The sequence below is a fragment of the Pseudomonas sp. LS_2 genome, assembly GCF_042709235.1.
Taxonomy (GTDB): domain Bacteria; phylum Pseudomonadota; class Gammaproteobacteria; order Pseudomonadales; family Pseudomonadaceae; genus Aquipseudomonas.
Genome location: NZ_JAVAYC010000016.1, coordinates 88,482 through 108,414 on the forward strand (window position 1 = coordinate 88,482; position 19,933 = coordinate 108,414).

The 19,933-nt window shown below is 64.2% G+C and carries 18 protein-coding genes; 8 read left to right on the top strand and 10 right to left on the bottom strand.

The window, feature by feature from the left end; all coding sequences use genetic code 11:
- Position 1 precedes the first annotated feature (1 nt).
- From RAC97_RS16090 to RAC97_RS16115, 6 genes are all read right to left on the bottom strand, one after another.
- On the bottom strand, positions 2-1,411 hold the full coding sequence (locus tag RAC97_RS16090; RefSeq protein ID WP_375100302.1) for a circularly permuted type 2 ATP-grasp protein: 1,410 nt from the start codon (positions 1,409-1,411) through the stop codon (positions 2-4).
- A 455-nt stretch (positions 1,412-1,866) separates the two neighbouring features.
- The gene (locus RAC97_RS16095; RefSeq protein WP_375100303.1) at positions 1,867-2,661 is read right to left on the bottom strand and encodes an IclR family transcriptional regulator; all 795 of its coding nucleotides are present in this window, start codon (positions 2,659-2,661) and stop codon (positions 1,867-1,869) included.
- Positions 2,662-2,721: 60 nt separating this feature from the next.
- A complete protein-coding gene (locus RAC97_RS16100) occupies positions 2,722-4,032 on the bottom strand; it encodes an MFS transporter (protein WP_375100304.1) in 1,311 nt (436 codons plus the stop codon).
- A 59-nt stretch (positions 4,033-4,091) separates the two neighbouring features.
- Positions 4,092-5,240, bottom strand: a complete 1,149-nt coding sequence (dgoD, locus tag RAC97_RS16105) for a galactonate dehydratase (protein ID WP_375100305.1) — start codon at positions 5,238-5,240, stop codon at positions 4,092-4,094.
- Between the two features lie 39 nt (positions 5,241-5,279).
- Positions 5,280-5,900, bottom strand: a complete 621-nt coding sequence (locus tag RAC97_RS16110; protein WP_375100306.1) for a 2-dehydro-3-deoxy-6-phosphogalactonate aldolase — start codon at positions 5,898-5,900, stop codon at positions 5,280-5,282.
- A gap of 12 nt (positions 5,901-5,912) precedes the next feature.
- Entirely contained in the window at positions 5,913-6,902 is a 990-nt protein-coding gene (locus RAC97_RS16115) for a 2-dehydro-3-deoxygalactonokinase (RefSeq protein WP_375100307.1), read from the bottom strand.
- 497 nt (positions 6,903-7,399) lie between these two features.
- On the opposite strand from RAC97_RS16115, the gene RAC97_RS16120 reads away from it, so the two are divergent.
- From RAC97_RS16120 to RAC97_RS16155, 8 genes are all read left to right on the top strand, one after another.
- A complete protein-coding gene (locus RAC97_RS16120; protein ID WP_375100308.1) occupies positions 7,400-8,641 on the top strand; it encodes an OprD family porin in 1,242 nt (413 codons plus the stop codon).
- Positions 8,642-8,742: 101 nt separating this feature from the next.
- Positions 8,743-9,549, top strand: coding sequence for an NAD-dependent epimerase/dehydratase family protein (locus tag RAC97_RS16125; RefSeq protein ID WP_375100309.1), 807 nt, complete (start codon positions 8,743-8,745; stop codon positions 9,547-9,549).
- A gap of 23 nt (positions 9,550-9,572) precedes the next feature.
- Entirely contained in the window at positions 9,573-10,445 is an 873-nt protein-coding gene (locus tag RAC97_RS16130; RefSeq protein ID WP_375100310.1) for an SMP-30/gluconolactonase/LRE family protein, read from the top strand.
- Positions 10,446-10,518: 73 nt separating this feature from the next.
- Positions 10,519-11,490 carry a TRAP transporter substrate-binding protein gene (locus RAC97_RS16135; RefSeq protein WP_375100311.1) on the top strand — a complete coding sequence of 324 codons (972 nt, stop codon included), beginning with the start codon at positions 10,519-10,521 and terminating at the stop codon, positions 11,488-11,490.
- 64 nt (positions 11,491-11,554) lie between these two features.
- Positions 11,555-12,082, top strand: a complete 528-nt coding sequence (locus tag RAC97_RS16140) for a TRAP transporter small permease (RefSeq protein ID WP_375100312.1) — start codon at positions 11,555-11,557, stop codon at positions 12,080-12,082.
- Positions 12,083-13,363 carry a TRAP transporter large permease gene (locus RAC97_RS16145; protein WP_375100313.1) on the top strand — a complete coding sequence of 427 codons (1,281 nt, stop codon included), beginning with the start codon at positions 12,083-12,085 and terminating at the stop codon, positions 13,361-13,363.
- Between the two features lie 233 nt (positions 13,364-13,596).
- Positions 13,597-14,514, top strand: coding sequence for an EamA family transporter (locus tag RAC97_RS16150; RefSeq protein WP_375100314.1), 918 nt, complete (start codon positions 13,597-13,599; stop codon positions 14,512-14,514).
- A gap of 23 nt (positions 14,515-14,537) precedes the next feature.
- The gene (locus tag RAC97_RS16155) at positions 14,538-15,410 is read left to right on the top strand and encodes an aldose 1-epimerase (RefSeq protein ID WP_375100315.1); all 873 of its coding nucleotides are present in this window, start codon (positions 14,538-14,540) and stop codon (positions 15,408-15,410) included.
- Between the two features lie 71 nt (positions 15,411-15,481).
- On the opposite strand, the gene RAC97_RS16160 is transcribed toward RAC97_RS16155, so the two are convergent.
- The 4 genes from RAC97_RS16160 to RAC97_RS16175 form a co-directional block, all read right to left on the bottom strand.
- Entirely contained in the window at positions 15,482-16,381 is a 900-nt protein-coding gene (locus RAC97_RS16160) for a LysR family transcriptional regulator (protein WP_375100316.1), read from the bottom strand.
- A 130-nt stretch (positions 16,382-16,511) separates the two neighbouring features.
- On the bottom strand, positions 16,512-17,144 hold the full coding sequence (locus RAC97_RS16165; protein ID WP_375100317.1) for a glutathione S-transferase family protein: 633 nt from the start codon (positions 17,142-17,144) through the stop codon (positions 16,512-16,514).
- 277 nt (positions 17,145-17,421) lie between these two features.
- Complete coding sequence (locus RAC97_RS16170) at positions 17,422-17,976, bottom strand: UPF0149 family protein (protein WP_375100318.1); 555 nt, start codon at positions 17,974-17,976, stop codon at positions 17,422-17,424.
- Positions 17,977-18,064: 88 nt separating this feature from the next.
- On the bottom strand, positions 18,065-19,708 hold the full coding sequence (locus RAC97_RS16175; RefSeq protein ID WP_375100319.1) for an acetolactate synthase large subunit: 1,644 nt from the start codon (positions 19,706-19,708) through the stop codon (positions 18,065-18,067).
- Between the last annotated feature and the right edge of the window lie 225 nt (positions 19,709-19,933).

The window sequence follows — 19,933 nt, forward strand, 5'->3', positions numbered from 1 at the left end:
TTCAGTCCTCCACCACCCAGGTGTCCTTGGTACCGCCGCCCTGTGACGAGTTCACCACCAGCGAGCCGGCACGCAGCGCCACGCGGGTCAGGCCGCCCGGCACCAGGCGGGTTTCACTGCCCGAGAGCACGAACGGGCGCAGGTCGATATGCCGGGGCGCGATGCCGTTCTCGACGAAGGTCGGGCAGGTCGACAGGCACAGCGTGGGCTGGGCGATGTAGGCCTCGGGCCGGGCCTTGAGGCGGGCGCGGAATTCTTCGATCTCGGCCTTGGTGGCCGCAGGGCCTACCAGCATGCCGTAGCCGCCCGAGCCTTGGGTTTCCTTGACCACCAGTTCCGGCAGGTGCGCCAGCACGTGGGACAGCTCCTCGGGCTTGCGGCATTGCCAGGTGGGCACGTTCTTCAGGATCGGCTCTTCGTCGAGGTAGAAGCGGATCATGTCGTCGACATAGGGGTAGATCGACTTGTCGTCGGCTACGCCGGTGCCCACGGCATTGGCCAGCACCACGTTGCCGGTGCGGTAAGCGGCGATCAGGCCGGGCACGCCGAGCATCGAGTCGGGGTTGAACGACAGCGGGTCGAGGTAGGCGTCGTCCAGGCGCCGGTAGATCACATCCACCTGGCGTGGGCCTGCGGTAGTACGCATGTACACATGGTCGTCGCGCACGAACAGGTCGGCGCCTTCGACCAGCTCCACGCCCATTTCACGGGCCAGGAAGGCATGCTCGAAATAGGCGCTGTTGAAGCGGCCCGGCGTGAGCACCACGGCGGTGGGGTTGTCCAGAGGGCTGGCGCTCTTGAGGGTGTCGAGCAGCAGGTTCGGGTAGTGGTCGATCGGCGCCACGCGCTGGGCGGCGAACAGCTCGGGGAACAGGCGCATCATCATCTTGCGGTCTTCGAGCATATAGCTCACGCCACTGGGAGTGCGCAGGTTGTCTTCGAGTACGTAGTAGCTGCCATCGCAGTCACGCACCAGGTCCACCCCGGCGATATGCGCGTAGATGTTGCGGTGCAGGTCCAGGCCACGCATGGCCACTTGGTAGCCTTCGTTGGCCAACACCTGCTCGGCGGGGATGACGCCCTCCTTGATGATGCGCTGGCCGTGGTAGATGTCGCTGAGGAACAGATTCAGCGCATGCACGCGCTGGATGCAGCCGCGCTCGACGATGCGCCATTCGCTGGCTTTGATGCTGCGCGGGATGATGTCGAAGGGGATCAGGCGTTCGGTGCCTTGGGCGTCGCCGTACAGGGTGAAGGTGATGCCAGCGCGGTGGAACAGCAGGTCGGCTTCACGCCGGCGCTGCTCCAGCACCTGCGCAGGGGTGTCGGCCAGCCAGCGCGCGAAGGGTTGATAGTGCGGGCGGCAGCCACCCTGCGCGTCATACATCTCGTTAAAAAATTCTCGTGCCATTAACCACTCCTTGCGGCGATGTACACGGCTTTTCTGACTTCGCCGATTCGGTTCGCCGGGGCCTTGCAACGCTTTATGTGAGTTGCTGCGTTTTTTAACGGTAGGGGTGCGGTGCGGGGGATACCTGTGTGGCCTTGGCGTGCTGAAAGCGGGTGCAAGGGTTGTGCCCAGGTGCTGGAAGTGCTGTGGCAGAGCGTCGGGCGGGTTTTCTGGGGTGGTTTGCGGGGAAAGGCAGTGGGCGAAAACGGTGCAGGCGGGGATTGGAGGTAGGCGGTGGCGGCCTCATCGCGGGGCAAGCCCGCTCCCACAGGTATGGCGGCGCTGGTAGGGGTTGTGGACGTGTGGGAGCGGGTTTATCCGCGAAGCAGACACCGCGCTGTATGGCCGGGGCTGTGCCCCGGTTCGCGGGTGAACCCGCTCCCACAGGGTTCGGGGCTGGCTGTGGGATTTGTGGGTCAGGGCTGGTACTTGAGGCCTAGCTCTGCCGATAGCCGTGCGGTGGCATCTTTGACCACCGGCACCAGCTGGCGCATCTTTTCCTCTGGCATGTAGGGCACGGTACTGGCCACGCTGATGCCGGCCACGATACGGCGGCTGGCATCGCGCACCGGCGCTGCCACGCAGCGAATCGACGGCTCGTTGTCTTCCAGGTCGAAGGCATAGCCCCCGGCCACATACTCGGCCATACGCAGCTCGACCTGCGCCCAGGTCTGCTCGGTATGGTGCGGCCAGAACGCGCTCTTGCCACCTGCTGGCAAGCTGGTTTCGTACAGGCGCTGCCACTCGGCCGGGGTGTCATCCAGCATCAGTGCCTTGCCGATGCCGGTACGCGCCAGCGGCATGCGATGGCCCACCCGCGAACGCATCTCCGGGCCATTGCGCCCGGGGATCTTGTGCAGGTACAGCACCTCGTCGCCCTCGCGAATGGCCAGGTGGATGGTATCGCCGGTCAGCGCCGAAAGCTCGTCCAGGTAGGGTCCGGCCAAGGTCACCAGGGGCAGCTCTTCGCGGGCCTGAAAACCCAGCTCGATCAGTTTGGGGCCGAGCAGGTAACCCACCTGGGGCACCACGCGCAGGTAGCGTTCCTCCACCAGGCAACTGGCCAGGCGGTGGGTGGTGCTGCGGGTGGTACCGATGTGCCGGGCGATGTCCTTGAGGTCACGCGCGCCTGCGGCCACGGCCTGCACCACGGCCAGGCCGCGCAGCAGGGTCTGGGTACCGGTAGGGGCGTTTTTCGGGTCTTCCTGCATGTGCGGCCTTTACCGTTGAGCGAGTGGGCGGGCGACATTATGTTCGCCCGCACCCCGCCCCTACAACTCGATGCGCTCTACCTTGCCCACCAGCAGGATGTAAGACAGCGCGCCAATCAACGCCAGCACCGCGATATAGGTGATGGCCGGGGCGAAGGAATCGCCGCTGACCAGCAAGCCAATCACGATCGGCGTGACGATCGCCGAGAGGTTGCCGATGAAGTTGAAAACCCCGCCGGTCAGCCCAAGCAGGCGTGCCGGGGCCAGGGTGGAAACCAGCGACCACGTGATCGAGGCCAGGCCGTTGCCGAAGAAAGCCAGGGCCAGGAAGGCGATCACCAGCGGTGTAGACTCGACGAAGTTGGCGCCGATCAGCGCAGTGGAAATCAGCAGGCCGCTGATGATCGGCAGCTTGCGGGCCAGGCCGATGCTCGCCCCGCGACGGATCAGCCAGTCGGAGAACAACCCCGAACACAGCACGCCAACGAAGGCGGCAAGAAATGGCAGAGACGCCAGCAGGCCGGACTTGATGAAGTCCATGCCGCGGTATTTGACCAGGTAGGTGGGGAACCAGGTGAGGAAAAACCACAGCGTCGAGTTCAGGCAGAACTGGCCGAGGTAGATGCCCCACAGCTTGCGCTTGCTCAGCACGATACCGAGGTCCGCCCAGCTGAACCTGGCCTTGACCTTGGCCTGGTCGGCCTGGATATCCACCAGCCCACCGCCCTGGCGAATCAGGTCGATCTCGGCCTGGTTCACGCCGTTGAAATCCCGTGGCTCGCGATACACCGCGTACCAGATCACACCCCACAAGATTCCCACCGCACCGGTGATGACGAACACCATGTGCCAGCCGAACGCATGGTGCAGCCATGCCAGCACCGGGGTGAGGAAGGCCAGGCCCACGAACTGCCCCGAGGTGTAGAAGCCGATGGCCGTGGCTCGCTCGCGCTCGGGGAACCAGGTGGTGACCACCCGGCTGTTGATCGGGTAGGCCGGCGCCTCCAGCGCACCGACCGCCATGCGCAGCACGAACAGCGCGATGAAGCTTGCAGCGAAGCCCAGCATCACCGTGGCCAGCGACCACAGCACCAGCGCCACGGTGTAGAGGATGCGCGGCGGTACCCGGTCGACCAGCCAGCCGCCGGGAATCTGCATGGCGGCGTAGGTCCAGCCGAAGGCCGAGAACACCAGGCCGACCTGGACCGGGTCCAGGCCCAGCTCGCGGGTCAGCGCCGGCGCGACAATCGACAGGTTGCTGCGGTCCAGGTAGTTGATCACCACGGTGATGAACAGCAGCACCATGATGAAGAAACGCTTGCGGCTCGGTGCAGCCAGGGCAGCCTGCCCGGCGAGGGTGTGCGGGTGCATGGAAAGTGCCTCTTGTTATGTTTATCGAGGTCGTTGCTATGCGGGTCGGCGAGGCGCCATCACCACTCGGCGAAGCTACCGTCGGCGTGGCGCCACACCGGGTTGCGCCAGCGGTGGCCGACCGCAGCGCGCTCGATCACGTATTCCTCGTTGATCTCGATGCCCAGGCCCGGGCCGTTGGGGATCTTCACCATGCCCTGCTCGTAGTCGAACACCCCAGGGTCGCGCACGTAGTCGAGCAGGTCGTTGCTCTCGTTGTAGTGAATACCCAGGCTCTGCTCCTGGATGAAGGCGTTGTAGCAGGCGGCATCCAGTTGCAGGCAGGCAGCCAAGGCAATCGGGCCCAGAGGGCAGTGCAGCGCCAGTGCAACGTCGTAGGCCTCGGCCATGTTGGCGATCTTGCGGGTTTCGGTAATGCCACCGGCGTGGGAGGCATCGGGCTGGATGATGTCGACATAGCCTTCGCTGAGCACGCGCTTGAAATCCCAGCGCGAGAACAGCCGCTCGCCCAGAGCGATGGGCGTGCTGGTCAACGGGGCCAGCTCCTTGAGCGCCTCGTAGTTTTCGCTGAGCACCGGTTCTTCGATGAACATCAGCTTGAACGGGTCCAGCTCCTTCATCAGGACCTTGGCCATGGGCTTGTGCACCCGGCCATGGAAGTCGACGCCGATGCCGACGTTCGGGCCCACCGCATCACGCACGGCAGCCACGTTGGCCAGGGCTTGGTCGACCTTGTCGAAGGTGTCGAGGAATTGCAGCTCTTCGGTGCCGTTCATCTTCACCGCGGTGAAGCCTCGGCTAACGGCTTCTTTCGCGGCACGTGCAGTGTCGGCCGGGCGGTCGCCGCCAATCCACGAATACACGCGGATCCTGTCGCGCACCTGGCCACCGAGCAAGTCGCTGACCGACACGCCCAGGGCCTTGCCCTTGATGTCCCACAAGGCCTGGTCGATTCCGGCCAGGGCGCTCATGTGGATGGCCCCGCCGCGGTAGAAGCCGCCGCGGTAGAGCACGGTCCAGATGTCTTCGATATTGCGTGGGTCCTTGCCGACCAGGTAGTCGGACAACTCCTCGACGGCTGCGGCAACAGTATGGGCACGCCCTTCTACCACCGGCTCGCCCCAGCCGGTCACGCCCTCGTCGGTCTCGACCTTGAGGAAGCACCAGCGTGGCGGAACGATGAAGGTGGTCAGCTTGGTAATTTTCATCTGCTTGTCTCTCTTGTTGGATGCAGTGCAGGAAAGGGGTCAGCGCAAGGCTTTCCAGGCGGTCACGTATGCCGTGGCATTGGCGGCGACCTGCTCGGGCGTCATGCCCGGTTTGTACAGGCCGGAACCCAGGCCGAAGCCTCGGGCGCCAGCGTCGTGGAACGCTTGCATGTTGTCGGGGGTAATGCCGCCGACCGGCGCCAGCAAGGTCCCGGCTGGCAGCACGGCGAGCCAGGCCTTCACCACCGCCGTGCCCATCTGCTCGGCGGGGAACAGCTTGAGGATGTCGGCCCCCTCGGCCAGGGCCGCAAAGGCCTCGGTCGGCGTGGCCACGCCAGGGGCCAGGAACAGGCCGGCCGCCTTGGCTGCACGCAGTACCTGCGGGTCGCTGTGGGGCATGACGATCACCTGGCCGCCCGCCTCTTTCACCTGCTGCACCTGCGCAGGCTTCAGCACGGTGCCCGCCCCGACCAGGCAATCGGCGGGCAGGCTGCTGCGCAGGACACGGATGCTCTGCAGTGGGTCGGGGGAATTGAGCGGCACTTCGATCACGCGAAAGCCAGCGCCATAGAGCACTTCGCCCATCGCGGCGGCTTCGGATGGCTTCAGCCCGCGCAGAATTGCGATCAGGCCGGTGTGTGCCAGGGCTTGTTCGAGCATGACAGGCCTCCTTCAGGATGAGTGGGCGGCGCTGGCGCGAACCAGGCCGGCCGCGAGCGCCAGCTGCCACAAGCCGCGCTCGGTGGCCTGCTCGACAACGCTCACATGGGTAAAGCCGCAGGCGTGCAACGCACGGCTGTAGCGCATGCACAACTGGCCGTTGCCGATCAGCGCAATGGCTGGCAGGTGCACGCTGTTGCGGCGCTGGCGTTGCAACTTGGCAAGCGCTGCGAGTTCGTGGCCGATCAGCAGGCCGGAAAGATAGTCGGGCTGGGCACTGGCGCTGAGCTCGCCGGTCAGGCCCAGGGTGCGCGCACTGAACAAGGTGGACAGCAAACCGGCCTCACCTTCGCCAGACAGCGCGACCTGCACGCCGTGGTCGAATGCATGGGCATCGAACGCACCACCGCGCTGCTGGGTACGGCCAAGAATGCTGTGTTCGCTGAGCACCGCGAACACTTCGCCAGTCATGAACGTGTCGAACTGCACGATGCAGCCTTCGACTACCTGGACCCATTTCGAATGGCTGCCGGGCAGGCCGATCAGCAGGTCGTCGGCGCGCATGCTGGGTAGCGCACCGAGCACCTGGGTTTCTTCGCCACGCATCACGTTGGGCAGGCGCGAACGCTGGATCACGCCAGGCACGATGTGCACATCGACGCCACGCAGGCTGCGCACGGTGTGCAGGCCAGAACCCAGGGTTGCGACGTTGGCGGGGGTGTCGCGATAGGCCGCTTCGCGCCAGCCCTGAGCGCTGCCGACCATGCCGCAGGCGATTACCGGGAGTTTGGGCTGGGCGTCGAGCCAATCGCCGCAGGCCTCGTCGAAGGCCAGTTCGAAGCCGTCGTTGCAGGGCTGGCCGTTGATCAGGCGCGAGGCTTTAGGCAACTGCATGATCCCGCAGGCCAGCGCGCGGCTGTCCATTACCTGGCCGTCGGCGGCGAGTTTGTAAGCACGAAGTGAGGTGGTCCCCCAATCGAGCGCGATCAATTGCACCGGCATCGCTTCACCTGTTCTGTTCTTGGCAGTGAGTGAGGCGACTATAAACCCGGGTGCGCGGAAATTCCAATATGTAAAATACAATCCCATATATAGGGATCTCTGAAGCTCTGCACGTCGTCTCGACCAAGTCATAGTACGACTACTGTTTTCCAGGTTTCCTTGAGATAGACGTGTCGGCCGCGAATTTCACTTTAAGCCTCGATTTTATTGCGCTCCACAGCGTTGACAGGCCGATTTCCGGTTGATAATAATTCGCCAAGTTGTACGACGACGCATAACAAAAACAATCAGCGGACGAACATCATGTCGACACTCAACACGCCCTACCTGCGCCCATCGCCTTCCCTCTTCGCCCCACCCTCGGCCACCTAGCGCCGCGCACCTTTCTTTACCCTTCAGGGCCTTCGAACGGCCCGCAACCCAGTCGCCCCTGCCTGCCGGACGCTTGCTCGTGCCCGGCAGATGGGCTGCCACACCTTTTGCGGAGCACAACAATAATGATCATCTGCCAAAGAACCTTTCCTTTCGCACTGCTGGGCGCCGGCCTGTTCGGTGGCCTGCCGACTACCAGTCTGGCCGAGGGCTTCGTCGAAGACGCCAAGGCCACCCTGGGCCTGCGCAACTTCTACATCAACCGCAACTTCACCAACCCGGCCAACCCACAGAGCAAGGCCGAGGAATGGACGCAAAGCTTCATCCTCGACGCCCGCTCGGGCTTCACCCAGGGGCCGATAGGCTTCGGCGTGGACGTGCTGGGGCTGTGGTCGGTCAAGCTCGATGGCGGTGGCGGCACCTACGGCACGGCGTTGCTGCCGCGCCACGACGATGGCCGGCCCGCCGATGACTACGGGCGTTTGGCAGTGGCAGGCAAGGCGCGCATTTCGAAGACCGAGCTGAAGATCGGCGAATGGATGCCCGTGCTGCCGATCCTGCGCTCGGACGACGGCCGCTCGCTGCCACAAACCCTGCGCGGCGGCCAGGTGACGTCCAACGAAATCGACGGGCTGACCCTGTACGGTGGGCAGTTCCGCGCCAACAGCCCACGCAACGACGCGAGCATGGACGACATGAGTTATGCAGGCGCGCTGTCGGACCGCTTCAACTTCGTCGGTGGCGAATACAAGTTCAACGACAACCGCACCCTGCTCGGGCTGTGGAACGCCGAGCTGAAGGACGTCTACCAGCAGCAATACCTGCAGTTGAGTCACAGCCAACCCGTGGGCAGCTGGACCCTGGGCGCCAACCTGGGCTATTTCCAGGGCGAGGAAGACGGCGCCGAGCGCGCCGGCAAGCTCGACAACAAGACCTACTCCGGGATGTTCTCTGCGCGCTACCTGGGCCACACCTTCTACGTCGGCCTGCAGAAGGTCAGCGGCGACACCTGGATGCGGGTCAACGGCACCAGCGGCGGCACCCTGGCCAACGACGCCTACAACGCCAGCTTCGACAACGCCAACGAACGCTCCTGGCAACTGCGCCACGACTTCAACTTCGTCGCCCTGGGCATTCCCGGGCTGACCCTGATGAACCGCTATATCAGCGGGCGGGAGATTCACAGCGGCGCGGTCAGCGATGGCAAGGAATGGGTGCGCGAGTCGGAACTGGCGTACGTGATCCAGGGCGGGCCATTCAAGAACCTGGGCATCCGCTGGCGCAATTCGAGCATTCGTCGCGACTTCAGCAACAACGAATTCGACGAGAACCGGCTGATCTTCAACTACCCGTTGTCGATCCTGTAGACCGTGCCGATTCGGCATTGACAAGCGCCGGAACCGCTGTCGATAATCGCGCACGGTCATATGACAACATACAACAACTCCAACAATCAAAGAGCCGGACTATGACTACCACGCCCTACAAGCGCCTGCTGCTCACCGGAGCCGCAGGCGGTCTTGGCAAGGTTCTTCGCGAGCGCCTCCGTGGTTGCGCCGAAGTGCTGCGCCTTTCCGACATCAGCCCCATGGCCCCGGCTGCGGGGCCTCATGAAGAAGTCATCCGGTGCGACCTGGCCGACAAGGCCCAGGTGCACGCCCTGGTCGAGGGTGTGGACGCCATCGTGCACTTTGGCGGGGTATCCACCGAGCACAGCTTCGAAGACATCCTTGGCGCCAACATCTGCGGCGTGTTCCACATCTACGAGGCGGCGCGCAAGCACGGCGTGAAGCGCGTGGTGTTCGCCAGCTCCAACCACGTGATCGGCTTTTACCGCCAGGACGAGCGCATCGACGCCCACGCGCTGCGTCGGCCGGACGGCTATTACGGGTTGTCCAAGTGCTACGGCGAGGATGTCGCCAGCTTCTACTTCGATCGCTACGGCATCGAGACCGTCAGCCTGCGCATCGGCTCGTCGTTCCCCGAGCCGCAGAACCCGCGCATGCTCTGCACCTGGCTGAGCTACGACGACCTCACCCAGCTGGTCGAACGCAGCCTGTTCACACCCGACGTCGGCCACACCGTGGTCTATGGCGCGTCCAACAACCGCACCGTGTGGTGGGACAACCGTCATGCCGCGCACCTGGGCTACGTGCCCAAGGACAGCTCCGAGGTGTTCCGCGCTGCGGTGGAAGCCAAGCCTGCACCCGCTGCCGACGATCCAAGCATGGTCTACCAGGGAGGCGCCTTTGTCGCCGCTGGCCCCTTCGACTGAGCGCATCGCCAAGGAGGCATCGCATGCAGTGTGAACTGATCGTCGACGCACGCAACGGCACGGGCGAAAGCCCGGTGTGGCACCCCGTCGACCAGGCCCTGTACTGGGTCGACATTCCCGCGCGCCAGCTGCATCGCTGGCAGGATGGTACGCACCAGGTGTGGCAAGGCGAGGAAATGCTCGCCTGCATCGCCCGCACCGAGCACGGCTGGGTGGCAGGCATGCAGAGCGGTATTTTCCAACTCGCGACCCAGGCCGACGGCACCCTCGCCAGCCAACTGCTCAGCCCCGTCAGCCATGCCCGCGAGGGCATGCGTTTCAACGACGGGCGCTGCGACCGCCAGGGCCGCTTCTGGGCCGGCAGCATGCTGCTGGACATGGCCCAGGGCGCACCGGTCGGCGCGCTGTACCGGCACAATGGCAAAGGCCAACTGCGCCTGGTGCTGGACGAGTTGATCGTGCCCAACGGCCTGGCCTTCAGCCCGGACGGCACGCGCATGTACCTGTCGGATTCGCACCCAAGCGTGCAAACCATCTGGGTGTACGACTACGACATCGACAGCGGCACCCCGCACAACCGCCGGGTATTCGTCGACATGCACGCCCTGCCCGGCCGCCCCGACGGCGCCGCCATCGACCAGGACGGCTGCTACTGGATCTGCGGCAACGACGCCGGCCTGGTGCACCGCTTCACCCCGGACGGCCGCCTGGACCGCTCGCTGCCGGTACCGGTGAAAAAGCCGGCGATGTGCGCTTTCGGTGGGGCGAACCTCGACACCCTGTTCGTCACCTCGATCCGCCCCGCAGGCGACCTCAGCGACCAGCCCCTGGCCGGTGGCGTGTTCGCCCTGGACCCTGGGGTCAAAGGCCTGGAGGAACCCGCCTACCGGGGCTGACCCCCAAACTGCCAAACACCTCAAACAGCTCGTTGCGACAGAAACCGGATAATAAAAACCACGGAGTTTCATCATGACCTTCAAACGCAAGCTGCTCCTTGCCGTACTCCCGCTCGCCGCCTCTCTCTCCACCAGTGCCTGGGCGCTGGACATCAAGTTCGCCGACATCCACCCCGCCGGCTACCCGACCGTTGTGGCCGAGCAGAACATGGGCAAGAAACTCGAAGCCGCAAGCAACGGCGAAATCACCTTCAAGATGTTCCCCGGCGGTGTGCTGGGTTCCGAGAAGGAAGTGATCGAGCAGGCGCAGATCGGCGCCGTGCAGATGGCCCGCGTGAGCCTGGGGATCGTCGGGCCGGTAGTGCCGGATGTGAACGTGTTCAACATGCCGTTCGTGTTCCGCGACCACGAACACATGCGCAAGGTCATCGACGGCGAGATCGGCCAGGAGATCCTCGACAAGATCACCCATTCCGAATTCAACCTGGTGGCCCTGGCCTGGATGGATGGCGGCTCGCGCAGCATCTACACCAAGAAGCCGGTGCGCAGCCTGGAAGACCTCAAGGGCATGAAGATCCGCGTGCAAGGCAACCCGCTGTTCATCGACATGATGAACGCCATGGGCGGCAACGGCATCGCCATGGACACCGGCGAGATCTTCAGCGCCCTGCAGACCGGGGTGATCGATGGCGCCGAGAACAACCCGCCCACCCTGCTCGAGCACAACCACTTCCAGAACGCCAAGTACTACACCCTCACCGGCCACCTGATCCTGCCGGAACCGGTGGTGATGTCCAAGACCACCTGGAACAAGCTCACCCCCGAGCAGCAGGCGCTGGTGAAGAGAGTCGCCCGCGAGGCGCAGATGGAAGAGCGCCAGCTGTGGGACGCCAAGTCTGCGGCCAGCGAAGAGAAGCTCAAGGCCGCCGGCGTGGAATTCATCGTCGTCGACAAGAAGCCGTTCTACGACGCCACCGCCCCTGTGCGCGAAAAGTACGGTGCGCAGTACGCCGACCTGATGAAGCGCATCGACGCGGTGCAGTGACCCACCCTTTCCAGACGACCTCGGCAGCGCGGTAACCACCGCCCTGCCGACTTGGTGGTGCCCTATGAAAACGTTCTTCCTGCGTGTGAACGACACGCTTTATCGCGCCTGTATCTGGGTCGCCGGCCTGTCGATCCTGACCATGTCGCTGATCATTCCCTGGGGCATCTTCGCCCGCTACATATTGGGTACCGGCTCCAGTTGGCCGGAGCCGGTGGCGATCCTGCTGATGGTGGTGTTCACCTTCATCGGTGCTGCCGCCAGCTACCGCGCCGGGGCGCACATGGCGGTGGCGATGGTCACCGACCGCCTGCCCCCGGCCACCCGCGCCCTGGCGGCAGTGCTGGTACAACTGCTGATGGTCGTGGTGTGCGTGTTCATGACCTGGTACGGCACCAAGCTGTGCATCACCACCTGGAACCAGTATCTCGCCTCGTTGCCGGGCGTGCGCGTGGGCATGAGCTATGCGCCGATCCCCGTGGGCGGTTTGCTGACCTTGGTCTTCGTATTGGAAAAACTCTTCCTGGGCGACCAGAGCAACCGCAAGGTGGTGCGCTTGGACCTGGTGGAAGAAAGCGAGGGGGCCGTCTAAATGGATGCTTTCATTCTTCTTGGCAGTTTCATACTGCTCATCATGCTCGGCATGCCGGTGGCCTACGCCCTGGGCCTGGCCGCGCTGATCGGCGCCTGGTGGATCGACATCCCGTTGCAGGCGATGATGATCCAGGTGGCCAGCGGGGTGAACAAGTTCTCGCTGCTGGCCATTCCGTTCTTCGTGCTGGCTGGCGCGATCATGGCCGAAGGCGGCATGTCACGCCGCTTGGTGGCCTTCGCCGGAGTGCTGGTGGGCTTCGTGCGCGGTGGCTTGTCGCTGGTGAACATCACCGCCTCGACCTTTTTCGGCGCCATCTCCGGCTCGTCGGTGGCCGACACTGCCTCGGTCGGCTCGGTGCTGATTCCGGAGATGGAGCGCAAAGGCTACCCGCGCGATTTCTCCACGGCGGTGACCGTCAGCGGCTCGGTGCAGGCACTGCTCACCCCGCCCAGCCACAACTCGGTGCTGTACTCCCTGGCCGCGGGCGGCACGGTGTCCATCGCCTCGCTGTTCATGGCCGGCGTGATGCCGGGGCTGCTGTTGAGCGCGGTGATGATGGGCCTGTGCCTGATCTTCGCGAAGAAGCGCAACTATCCCAAGGGCGAAGTGATTCCGCTGCGCCAGGCGCTGAAGATCGCCGGTGAAGCGCTGTGGGGCCTGATGGCCATGGTGATCATCCTCGGTGGCATTCTCTCGGGGGTGTTCACCGCCACCGAGTCGGCGGCCGTGGCGGTGGTGTGGTCGTTCTTCGTGACCATGTTCATCTACCGCGACTACAAATGGCGCGACCTGCCCAAGCTGATGCACCGCACGGTGCGGACCATCTCGATCGTGATGATCCTGATCGGCTTCGCGGCCAGCTTCGGCTACGTGATGACCCTGATGCAGATTCCGTCGAAGATCACCACGGCGTTCCTGACCCTGTCGGACAACCGCTATGTGATCCTGATGTGCATCAACTTCATGCTGCTGTTGCTGGGCACGGTGATGGACATGGCGCCGCTGATCCTGATCCTCACGCCTATCCTGCTGCCGGTGATCACCGGCATCGGCGTCGACCCGGTGCACTTCGGCATGATCATGCTGGTGAACCTGGGCATCGGGCTGATAACGCCACCGGTGGGGGCGGTGTTGTTTGTTGGCTCAGCCATCGGCAAGGTGAGCATCGAGGCCACGGTGAAGGCGCTGCTGCCGTTCTACCTGGCGTTGTTCATGGTACTGATGGCCGTGACCTACATCCCGGCCATTTCCCTCTGGCTGCCGGGCATGGTGCTGTAACGTGACGGGCGGGCCCGCTTCACAGGCCTCGGGAACCACGCGGTCGTTGTGGGAGCGGGTTCACCCGCGAAAAGAACAACGTAGTGTATGGCCGGGGCTATGCCCCGGTTCGCGGGTGAACCCGCTCCCACAGCTTCAGCGCTGCCCCCGAGAACCACGCGATATCTGAACGGGCTTGCCGAAGCGGCCCCAATTAGGTCTGGCCCGCCCCTTTTCGCAAATGGACCCTGCTCATGGCTGTTCCCGCAAGCCCTCTCTTTCCTCGCAAGCTGGCCGTGGCGCTATTGGCCCTGCTGGCCTGCGCCTTCGCCGGCAACCATATCGCCGCGCGTATCGCCTTCGACGACGACACCGGCGTGCTGCTGGCCATTCTCTGCCGCTCGGGCATCACTTTCCTGGCCCTGGCCGGGTTGGTCCTGTGGCAGCGCCAGCCACTGGGCCTGCCTGCAGGCAGCCACCGCTGGCAACTGTTGCTGGGCCTGCTGATCGCCACCCAGAGCCTGTGCCTGTACTCGGCGGTGGCGCGCATTCCCGTGGCCCTGGCGTTGCTGGTGGCCAACACCTTCCCGATGCTGCTGGCGCTGCTCAACTGGGCCTTCAATGGCGTGCGGCCCAATGGCCGCAGCGTGCTGTTCATGGCGCTGATTCTCTGCGGCCTGATGCTGGCGCTGGATGTACCGGCCAGGCTGGCCGACGACGGCAACACCAACCCGCATTGGGCATTGGGCGTGAGCCTGGCGTTCGGCGCCGCCTGCGCATTCGCCTGTGCCCTGTGGGTCACCGACAACCGCCTGGCCAGCGTGCGCGGCCCGGTACGCAGCCTGCTGACCTTGCTGATCGTGTTCACCAGCATGCTGCTGGCCGGTTTCAGCGGCTGGGTACCGGCGGGGCTGTCGACGCCCAGCAGCAGCAGTGGCTGGCTGGCGCTTGCCAGCCTGGTGGTGCTGTATGGCGTGGCGTTCACCTTGCTGTTCGTCTGCGTGCCACGCCTGAACATGGCGCAGAATGCCCCGGTGATGAACATCGAGCCGATCGCCACGCTGCTGCTGGGCTGGGCCTTGCTCGACCAGCGCCTGAGCGCCGTGCAACTGATCGGTGGCGCGGTGGTGGTGTGCGGCATCGTGCTGCTGACCTACCGCCGGGCACGTTGACCTTTCGCATACAGGAGCCTTCGATGAACGTCCCGCTGCTGTACCTGCAAGACCACCTGACCGAGCTGAGCCTCGCACCAACCGTGGGCGCCAGCCTGGTGAACTGGCGAGTGAAAGCCACTGGAGAGCCTTTGCTGCGCCCTTCGGACGCGGCTGCACTGGCCAGCGCCAGCCCGCGCAAGCTGGCGTGCCACCCGCTGGCGCCGTGGTCCAACCGCATCGCCGAGGGCGGCTTCGCCCGGCCCGATGGCTGGCAGGCGCTGCACCCTAACACCGAGCAGGACCCCTACCCAATCCACGGCACGGCCTGGCAACAACCCTGGCAGGTGGCCCATCACAGCGACCGGCGGGCGCGCCTGGTGCTCGAGAGTGAAACGCCCTTCGCTTACCAGGCCACGCTGGATGTGCAGCTACAAGACGGCTGCCTGACCCTGGACCTGCACATCACCCACCGCGATGCGAAACCCAGCTGGCATGGTTTGGGGCTGCACCCGTATTTTCCCCGTTACCCCGGCACGCGCTTGCAAGCGTTGGCCGGCCAGGTATGGCTGGGGGAACCGGGGCGACTGCCCACGCGGCAGGCTGAGATTCCTGAAGACTGGCGCTTCGATACGGCGAGTGCATTGCCCGCAAGGCTGGTCGACCACGCCTTCGACGGCTGGACGGGTGGCTGTGTGATCGAGCAACCGGGTTATCGCCTGGAGTGCCAGGCGCAGGACGCCGGGCTGTTCCTGCTGTATTGCCCGCCTGGCCAGGAGTTCTTCTGCTTCGAGCCGGTCAGCCACCCGATCAATGCCCACCACCTGCCGGGGCGGCCGGGGTTGCGCTTGCTGCATGAAGAGGACGAGGTGAGCCTTGGGTGGCAGATGCGTTACCTGCCGACACGACCTCGGTGAATGGCACGGGCTGCCCCCGCGATCACCGGCAACGCCGGTGCCATCCCTGCGCCGCTTGCTGGGCCGGCAAATCAGTTCAAATGCTGGTGCGCGCGCAAGTGCTCCACCAACCGATCGATGAAGGTACGCACCTTGGTCGAGCCATACTTGCTCTCGCGGTGCAGCACATGGATCGGCCATGGCGCTTCCTCGAACTCATCGAGCAGCACCTTCAAGGTGCCATTAGCGACATCCTCGGCCACTTGATAGGACATCTGCCTGACGATACCCAACCCGTCTCGCGCGGCGCTGATCGCGGCATCGTTGCTGGTCACCGAGAGCCTGGGCTTTAGGCGCAGGCTGGTCGGCTCGCCCGAGGTACTGAAGCGCCAGTCGGCCAGCGGCGACAGGTTGTTCGCAGCGATGATCACATGCTCCGACAAGTCGCCCGGGCGCTGCGGCATGCCATGGCGCACCAGGTACTCGGGCGACGCGCAGATCATCCGCCGCACCTTGCCGACACCAATGGCCTTGAGGCCCGAATCCGGCAGGTGGCCGATGCGCACCGCCACGTCCATGCCCTCCTCCACCACATTCACCACGCGGTCGAGGAAGTACGCGGTCACGTCCACGTCCGGGAACGTCTTGAGGTAATCGACGATGCACGGCATCACATAGAACTTGCCGAACAGCACCGGTGCGGTCACCGCGAGGTTGCCCTTGGGCGTGGCGTTGACGCCTGCAACCGCTTCGTTGGCTTCGGTGAGGCTGGCGAGGATATGACGGCTGTCATCCAGATAGCGCCCGCCCGCTTCGGTCAGGCGCACGCTGCGGGTGGTGCGCAGCAACAGCTTGACCCCCAGGCGCTCTTCCAGCGCCGTGACTGCGCGGGTCACCGCCGCAGGCGAGATGCCCAGCCGGCGCGAGGCAGCTGCAAAACTTTCCAGTTCGCCCACGGCGACGAACACCTTCATCAGGTGAATCTGGTCCATGCCCTGCCTCGCTGACGGTGTAGGAGAAGCTGGGATTATTCCAGCAGTCATGGGCAATGAGTAGGCTTTTGCGAAGGGCTCGAGCAAGGCCTGACCCGCACCACGCCGTTGGCGTGGCGCGGGCTATCGATCAGGCAGTGGTTTGCAGGCCGATCACGGTGCGCGGCATGCCAACGAAACCTGGCAGTGCCTCGATACGCGCCAGCCACGCCCGCACGTTCGGGTAGCCTTCCAGCGACACGTTGCCTTCCGGCGCGTGGGCGGTATACGAGTAGTTGGCGACATCGGCGATGGTCGGCTCGTCACCGGCCAGGAACTTGCGCTTGGCCAGTTCGGCATCCATCACCTTGAGCAGGGCGTGGGCACGGGTGATGACTTCGTCGGCGTCGAACGAGTAACCGAACACCGTGACCAGACGTGCGGCGGCCGGCCCAAAGGCCAGCGGGCCTGCGGCGACCGAAAGCCAGCGTTGTACGCGCGCTTCGCCAGCAGGGTCCTTGGGCAGCCACTTGCCGGTGGCGTCGTATTTTTTCGCCAGGTACACCAGGATCGAGTTGGAGTCGGCGATGACGGTACCGTTGTCATCGATCACCGGTACCTGGCCGAAGGGGTTGAGCTTGAGGAATTGCTCGGTCTTGTGCTCGCCCTTGCCCAGGTTGACGAAGATGTTTTCGGTCGGCAGGTTCAGCAGCGACAGCATCAGTTCGGCGCGGTGGGCGTGGCCGGATTTAGGGAAGTCGTAGAACTTGATTGGCTGGGTCATGGTGTTTCTCCGGGTGAGGTTGGGTGTGACTACATGCTGCGCCCATTCACCCGGCAACAGAATCCGTGCGGGCAGCAATCCATAATTTCGCAATGGGAAATAATGCAGCCGGGGCGTTGCTCATTGATCGCCCCAGCCGGCTAGCCCTTTTACCGGGCGTACGCTGCATAGGAATACCGCTACCTGCGGGGCACCCACTTCACCGCCGGCGTCAGTGTCGGCAACTATCCGGGCGAACAATGGCACGGGTGGCGACCTCAGCACCGGGTGCTGAATCTCAGTGACGATGTTGCTTCTGGTAGCGATAGAGGCCACGTGCAGCCTCGACCACCTCCGGTACGCAGGCCTGGAGCTCGTCGAAGCTCATCGAGTCAAGCAGTTCGTAGTTGTCTTCCAGGCCGTGCAGCGAGATGGCCTTGAGCAATTGCTCCTGCTCAGGCGGTAATTCGCCCCACTCGGCGACCTGGGTCGCACGCATGTAGCCGAAACACCACTCCTCGAGGATGATCGCGGTGCCTTGTTCGCCTTCGCTTTCTTCGAACAACGGCTCGAAGGTGTCCAGGTGCTCCTCCAACGTCTCGGCCACCTGGTGCGCGTAACGCAGCATCAGCGCAGTGTAGGCTTCTTCGTGGGCGGGTTTCTTGAACTTGGGCACCTTGCCACCCGCGACGGTGGGCAGCCAGGTTTCAGGTAGTACGGGGGTCGGCGAGCTGGCCAGGGCGGTGAAGAAACCGTTGAGTTCGGCCAGGTTGAGGACGGAATAGTCGTTGCCGTAGGTAATGAGCAGGTCTTCGAGGCGGGTGAGTTCTTTTTCGCTGAGCGAAGGGAGCATGGGGTAGCGTCCTGGTAGGGCGAGTAGGCCTGCACCCTAGCATAGGCGAGGTCATCGCGGGGCGAGCCCGCGATGACCTCGTGATCCCTTACACCGCCAGTGCGCGCTCACGCAGCTCCACGTTGAGGATGCGATCGTTCTCGCTGTAGTCGACCGGGCAGTCGATCACATGCACGCCTGGGGTTTTGATGCAGTGTTCCAGCAGCGGCAACAGGCCGTCGGCACTGTCCACGCGGTGGCCACTGGCACCATAGGCTTCGGCATATTTGACGAAGTCCGGGTTGCCGTAGTCCAGGCCGAAATCGGTGAAGCCCATGTTGGCCTGCTTCCAGCGGATCATGCCGTAGCCGTCGTCACGCAGGATCACCACGGTGACGTGCATCTTCAGGCGCACGGCGGTTTCCAGCTCCTGGCTGTTCATCATGAAACCGCCGTCGCCGCACACCGAGATCACTGGGCGGTCCGGGTACACCAGGTGCGCAGCCATGGCCGATGGCAGGCCGGCGCCCATGGTCGCCAGGGCGTTGTCCAGCAGCACGGTGTTGGGCTTGTGCGCCTTGTAGTTGCGGGCGAACCAGATCTTGTAGATGCCGTTGTCCAGCGCCACGATGCCTTCGGACGGCAAGGCACGACGCACGTCGGCGACCAGGCGCTGCGGGTAGACCGGAAAGCGGCTGTCGTCCTTGCCTTCGGCGATCTGCGCTTCGTTGGCTTCGCGGATCGCCAGCAGGCGGGTGAAGTCCCAGTGCGAGGTATCGCCCAGGCCTTCGGCGATCTGCCACACGGCGTTGGCGATGTCGCCGATCACTTCGATCTGCGGGAAGTAAACGGCATCGACTTCGGCGGAGCGGAAGTTGATGTGGATGACTTCGGTGCCGCCACGCACCATGAAGAACGGGGGCTTCTCGATCACGTCGTGGCCGATGTTGACGATCAGGTCCGCGGCTTCGACGGCGCGGTGCACGAAGTCACCCGACGACAGCGCGGCGTTGCCCAGGAAGCGCGGGTTGCGCTCGTCGACCACGCCCTTGCCGAGCTGGGTGGTGACGAACGGGATGCCAGTCTGGTCGATCAGTTGCTTGAGCACCTTGGCGGTCATCTTGCGGTTGGCGCCGGCACCGATCACCAGGATCGGGCTGCGGGCGTTGCGCAGCTTGCCGATGGCGGCTTCGATGGCCACATGCTCGGCCAGCGGGCGACGATGCAGGCTCGGAGGGATCGGCATGCTGTCGGTCTGCTCGGCGGCGATGTCTTCCGGCAGCTCCAGGTGCACGGCGCCTGGCTTTTCTTCTTCAGCCAGGCGGAACGCTTCGCGCATGCGTGAGGGAATGTTGTCGGCCGAGGCGAACTGGTGGGTGTACTTGGTGATGGGGTCCATCATCCCGCACACATCGATGATCTGGAAACGGCCCTGTTTGGACTTCTTGATCGGCTTCTGGCCGGTGATCATCATCATCGGCATACCACCGAGATACGCGTAGGCACTGGCGGTTACCAGGTTGGTGGCCCCGGGGCCCAGGGTCGACAGGCTGACGCCGGTCTTGCCGGTGAGGCGACCATAGGTGGCGGCCATGAAGCCTGCGGACTGCTCGTGACGGGTGAGCACCAGCTTGATCTTCGACTTGCGCAGGGACTCCAGCAGGTCGAGGTTTTCCTCGCCGGGGATGCCGAACACATACTCGACACCTTCGTTTTCCAGGCATTGCACAACGACATCGGCGGCCTTGGCCATCTTGCTAGTTACCTCACGTGATAGGGCGGAGTTGATGCCCAGGAACGGTCAGTGCGCTGCACTGACATCGGTCTGCCCAGGGAAGCTCTCCCCTGGGACAGAAGCTTGACGCAGGCAGCGCTCGGTTAAGTCACGTACGTATGCGGGCCGTATTGTCGCACCCTTTTGGTGGCGTGCGTGCCCTGGCTTTGCAAAGCCGGAAAAGACAAAACCCCTACCTGCTCA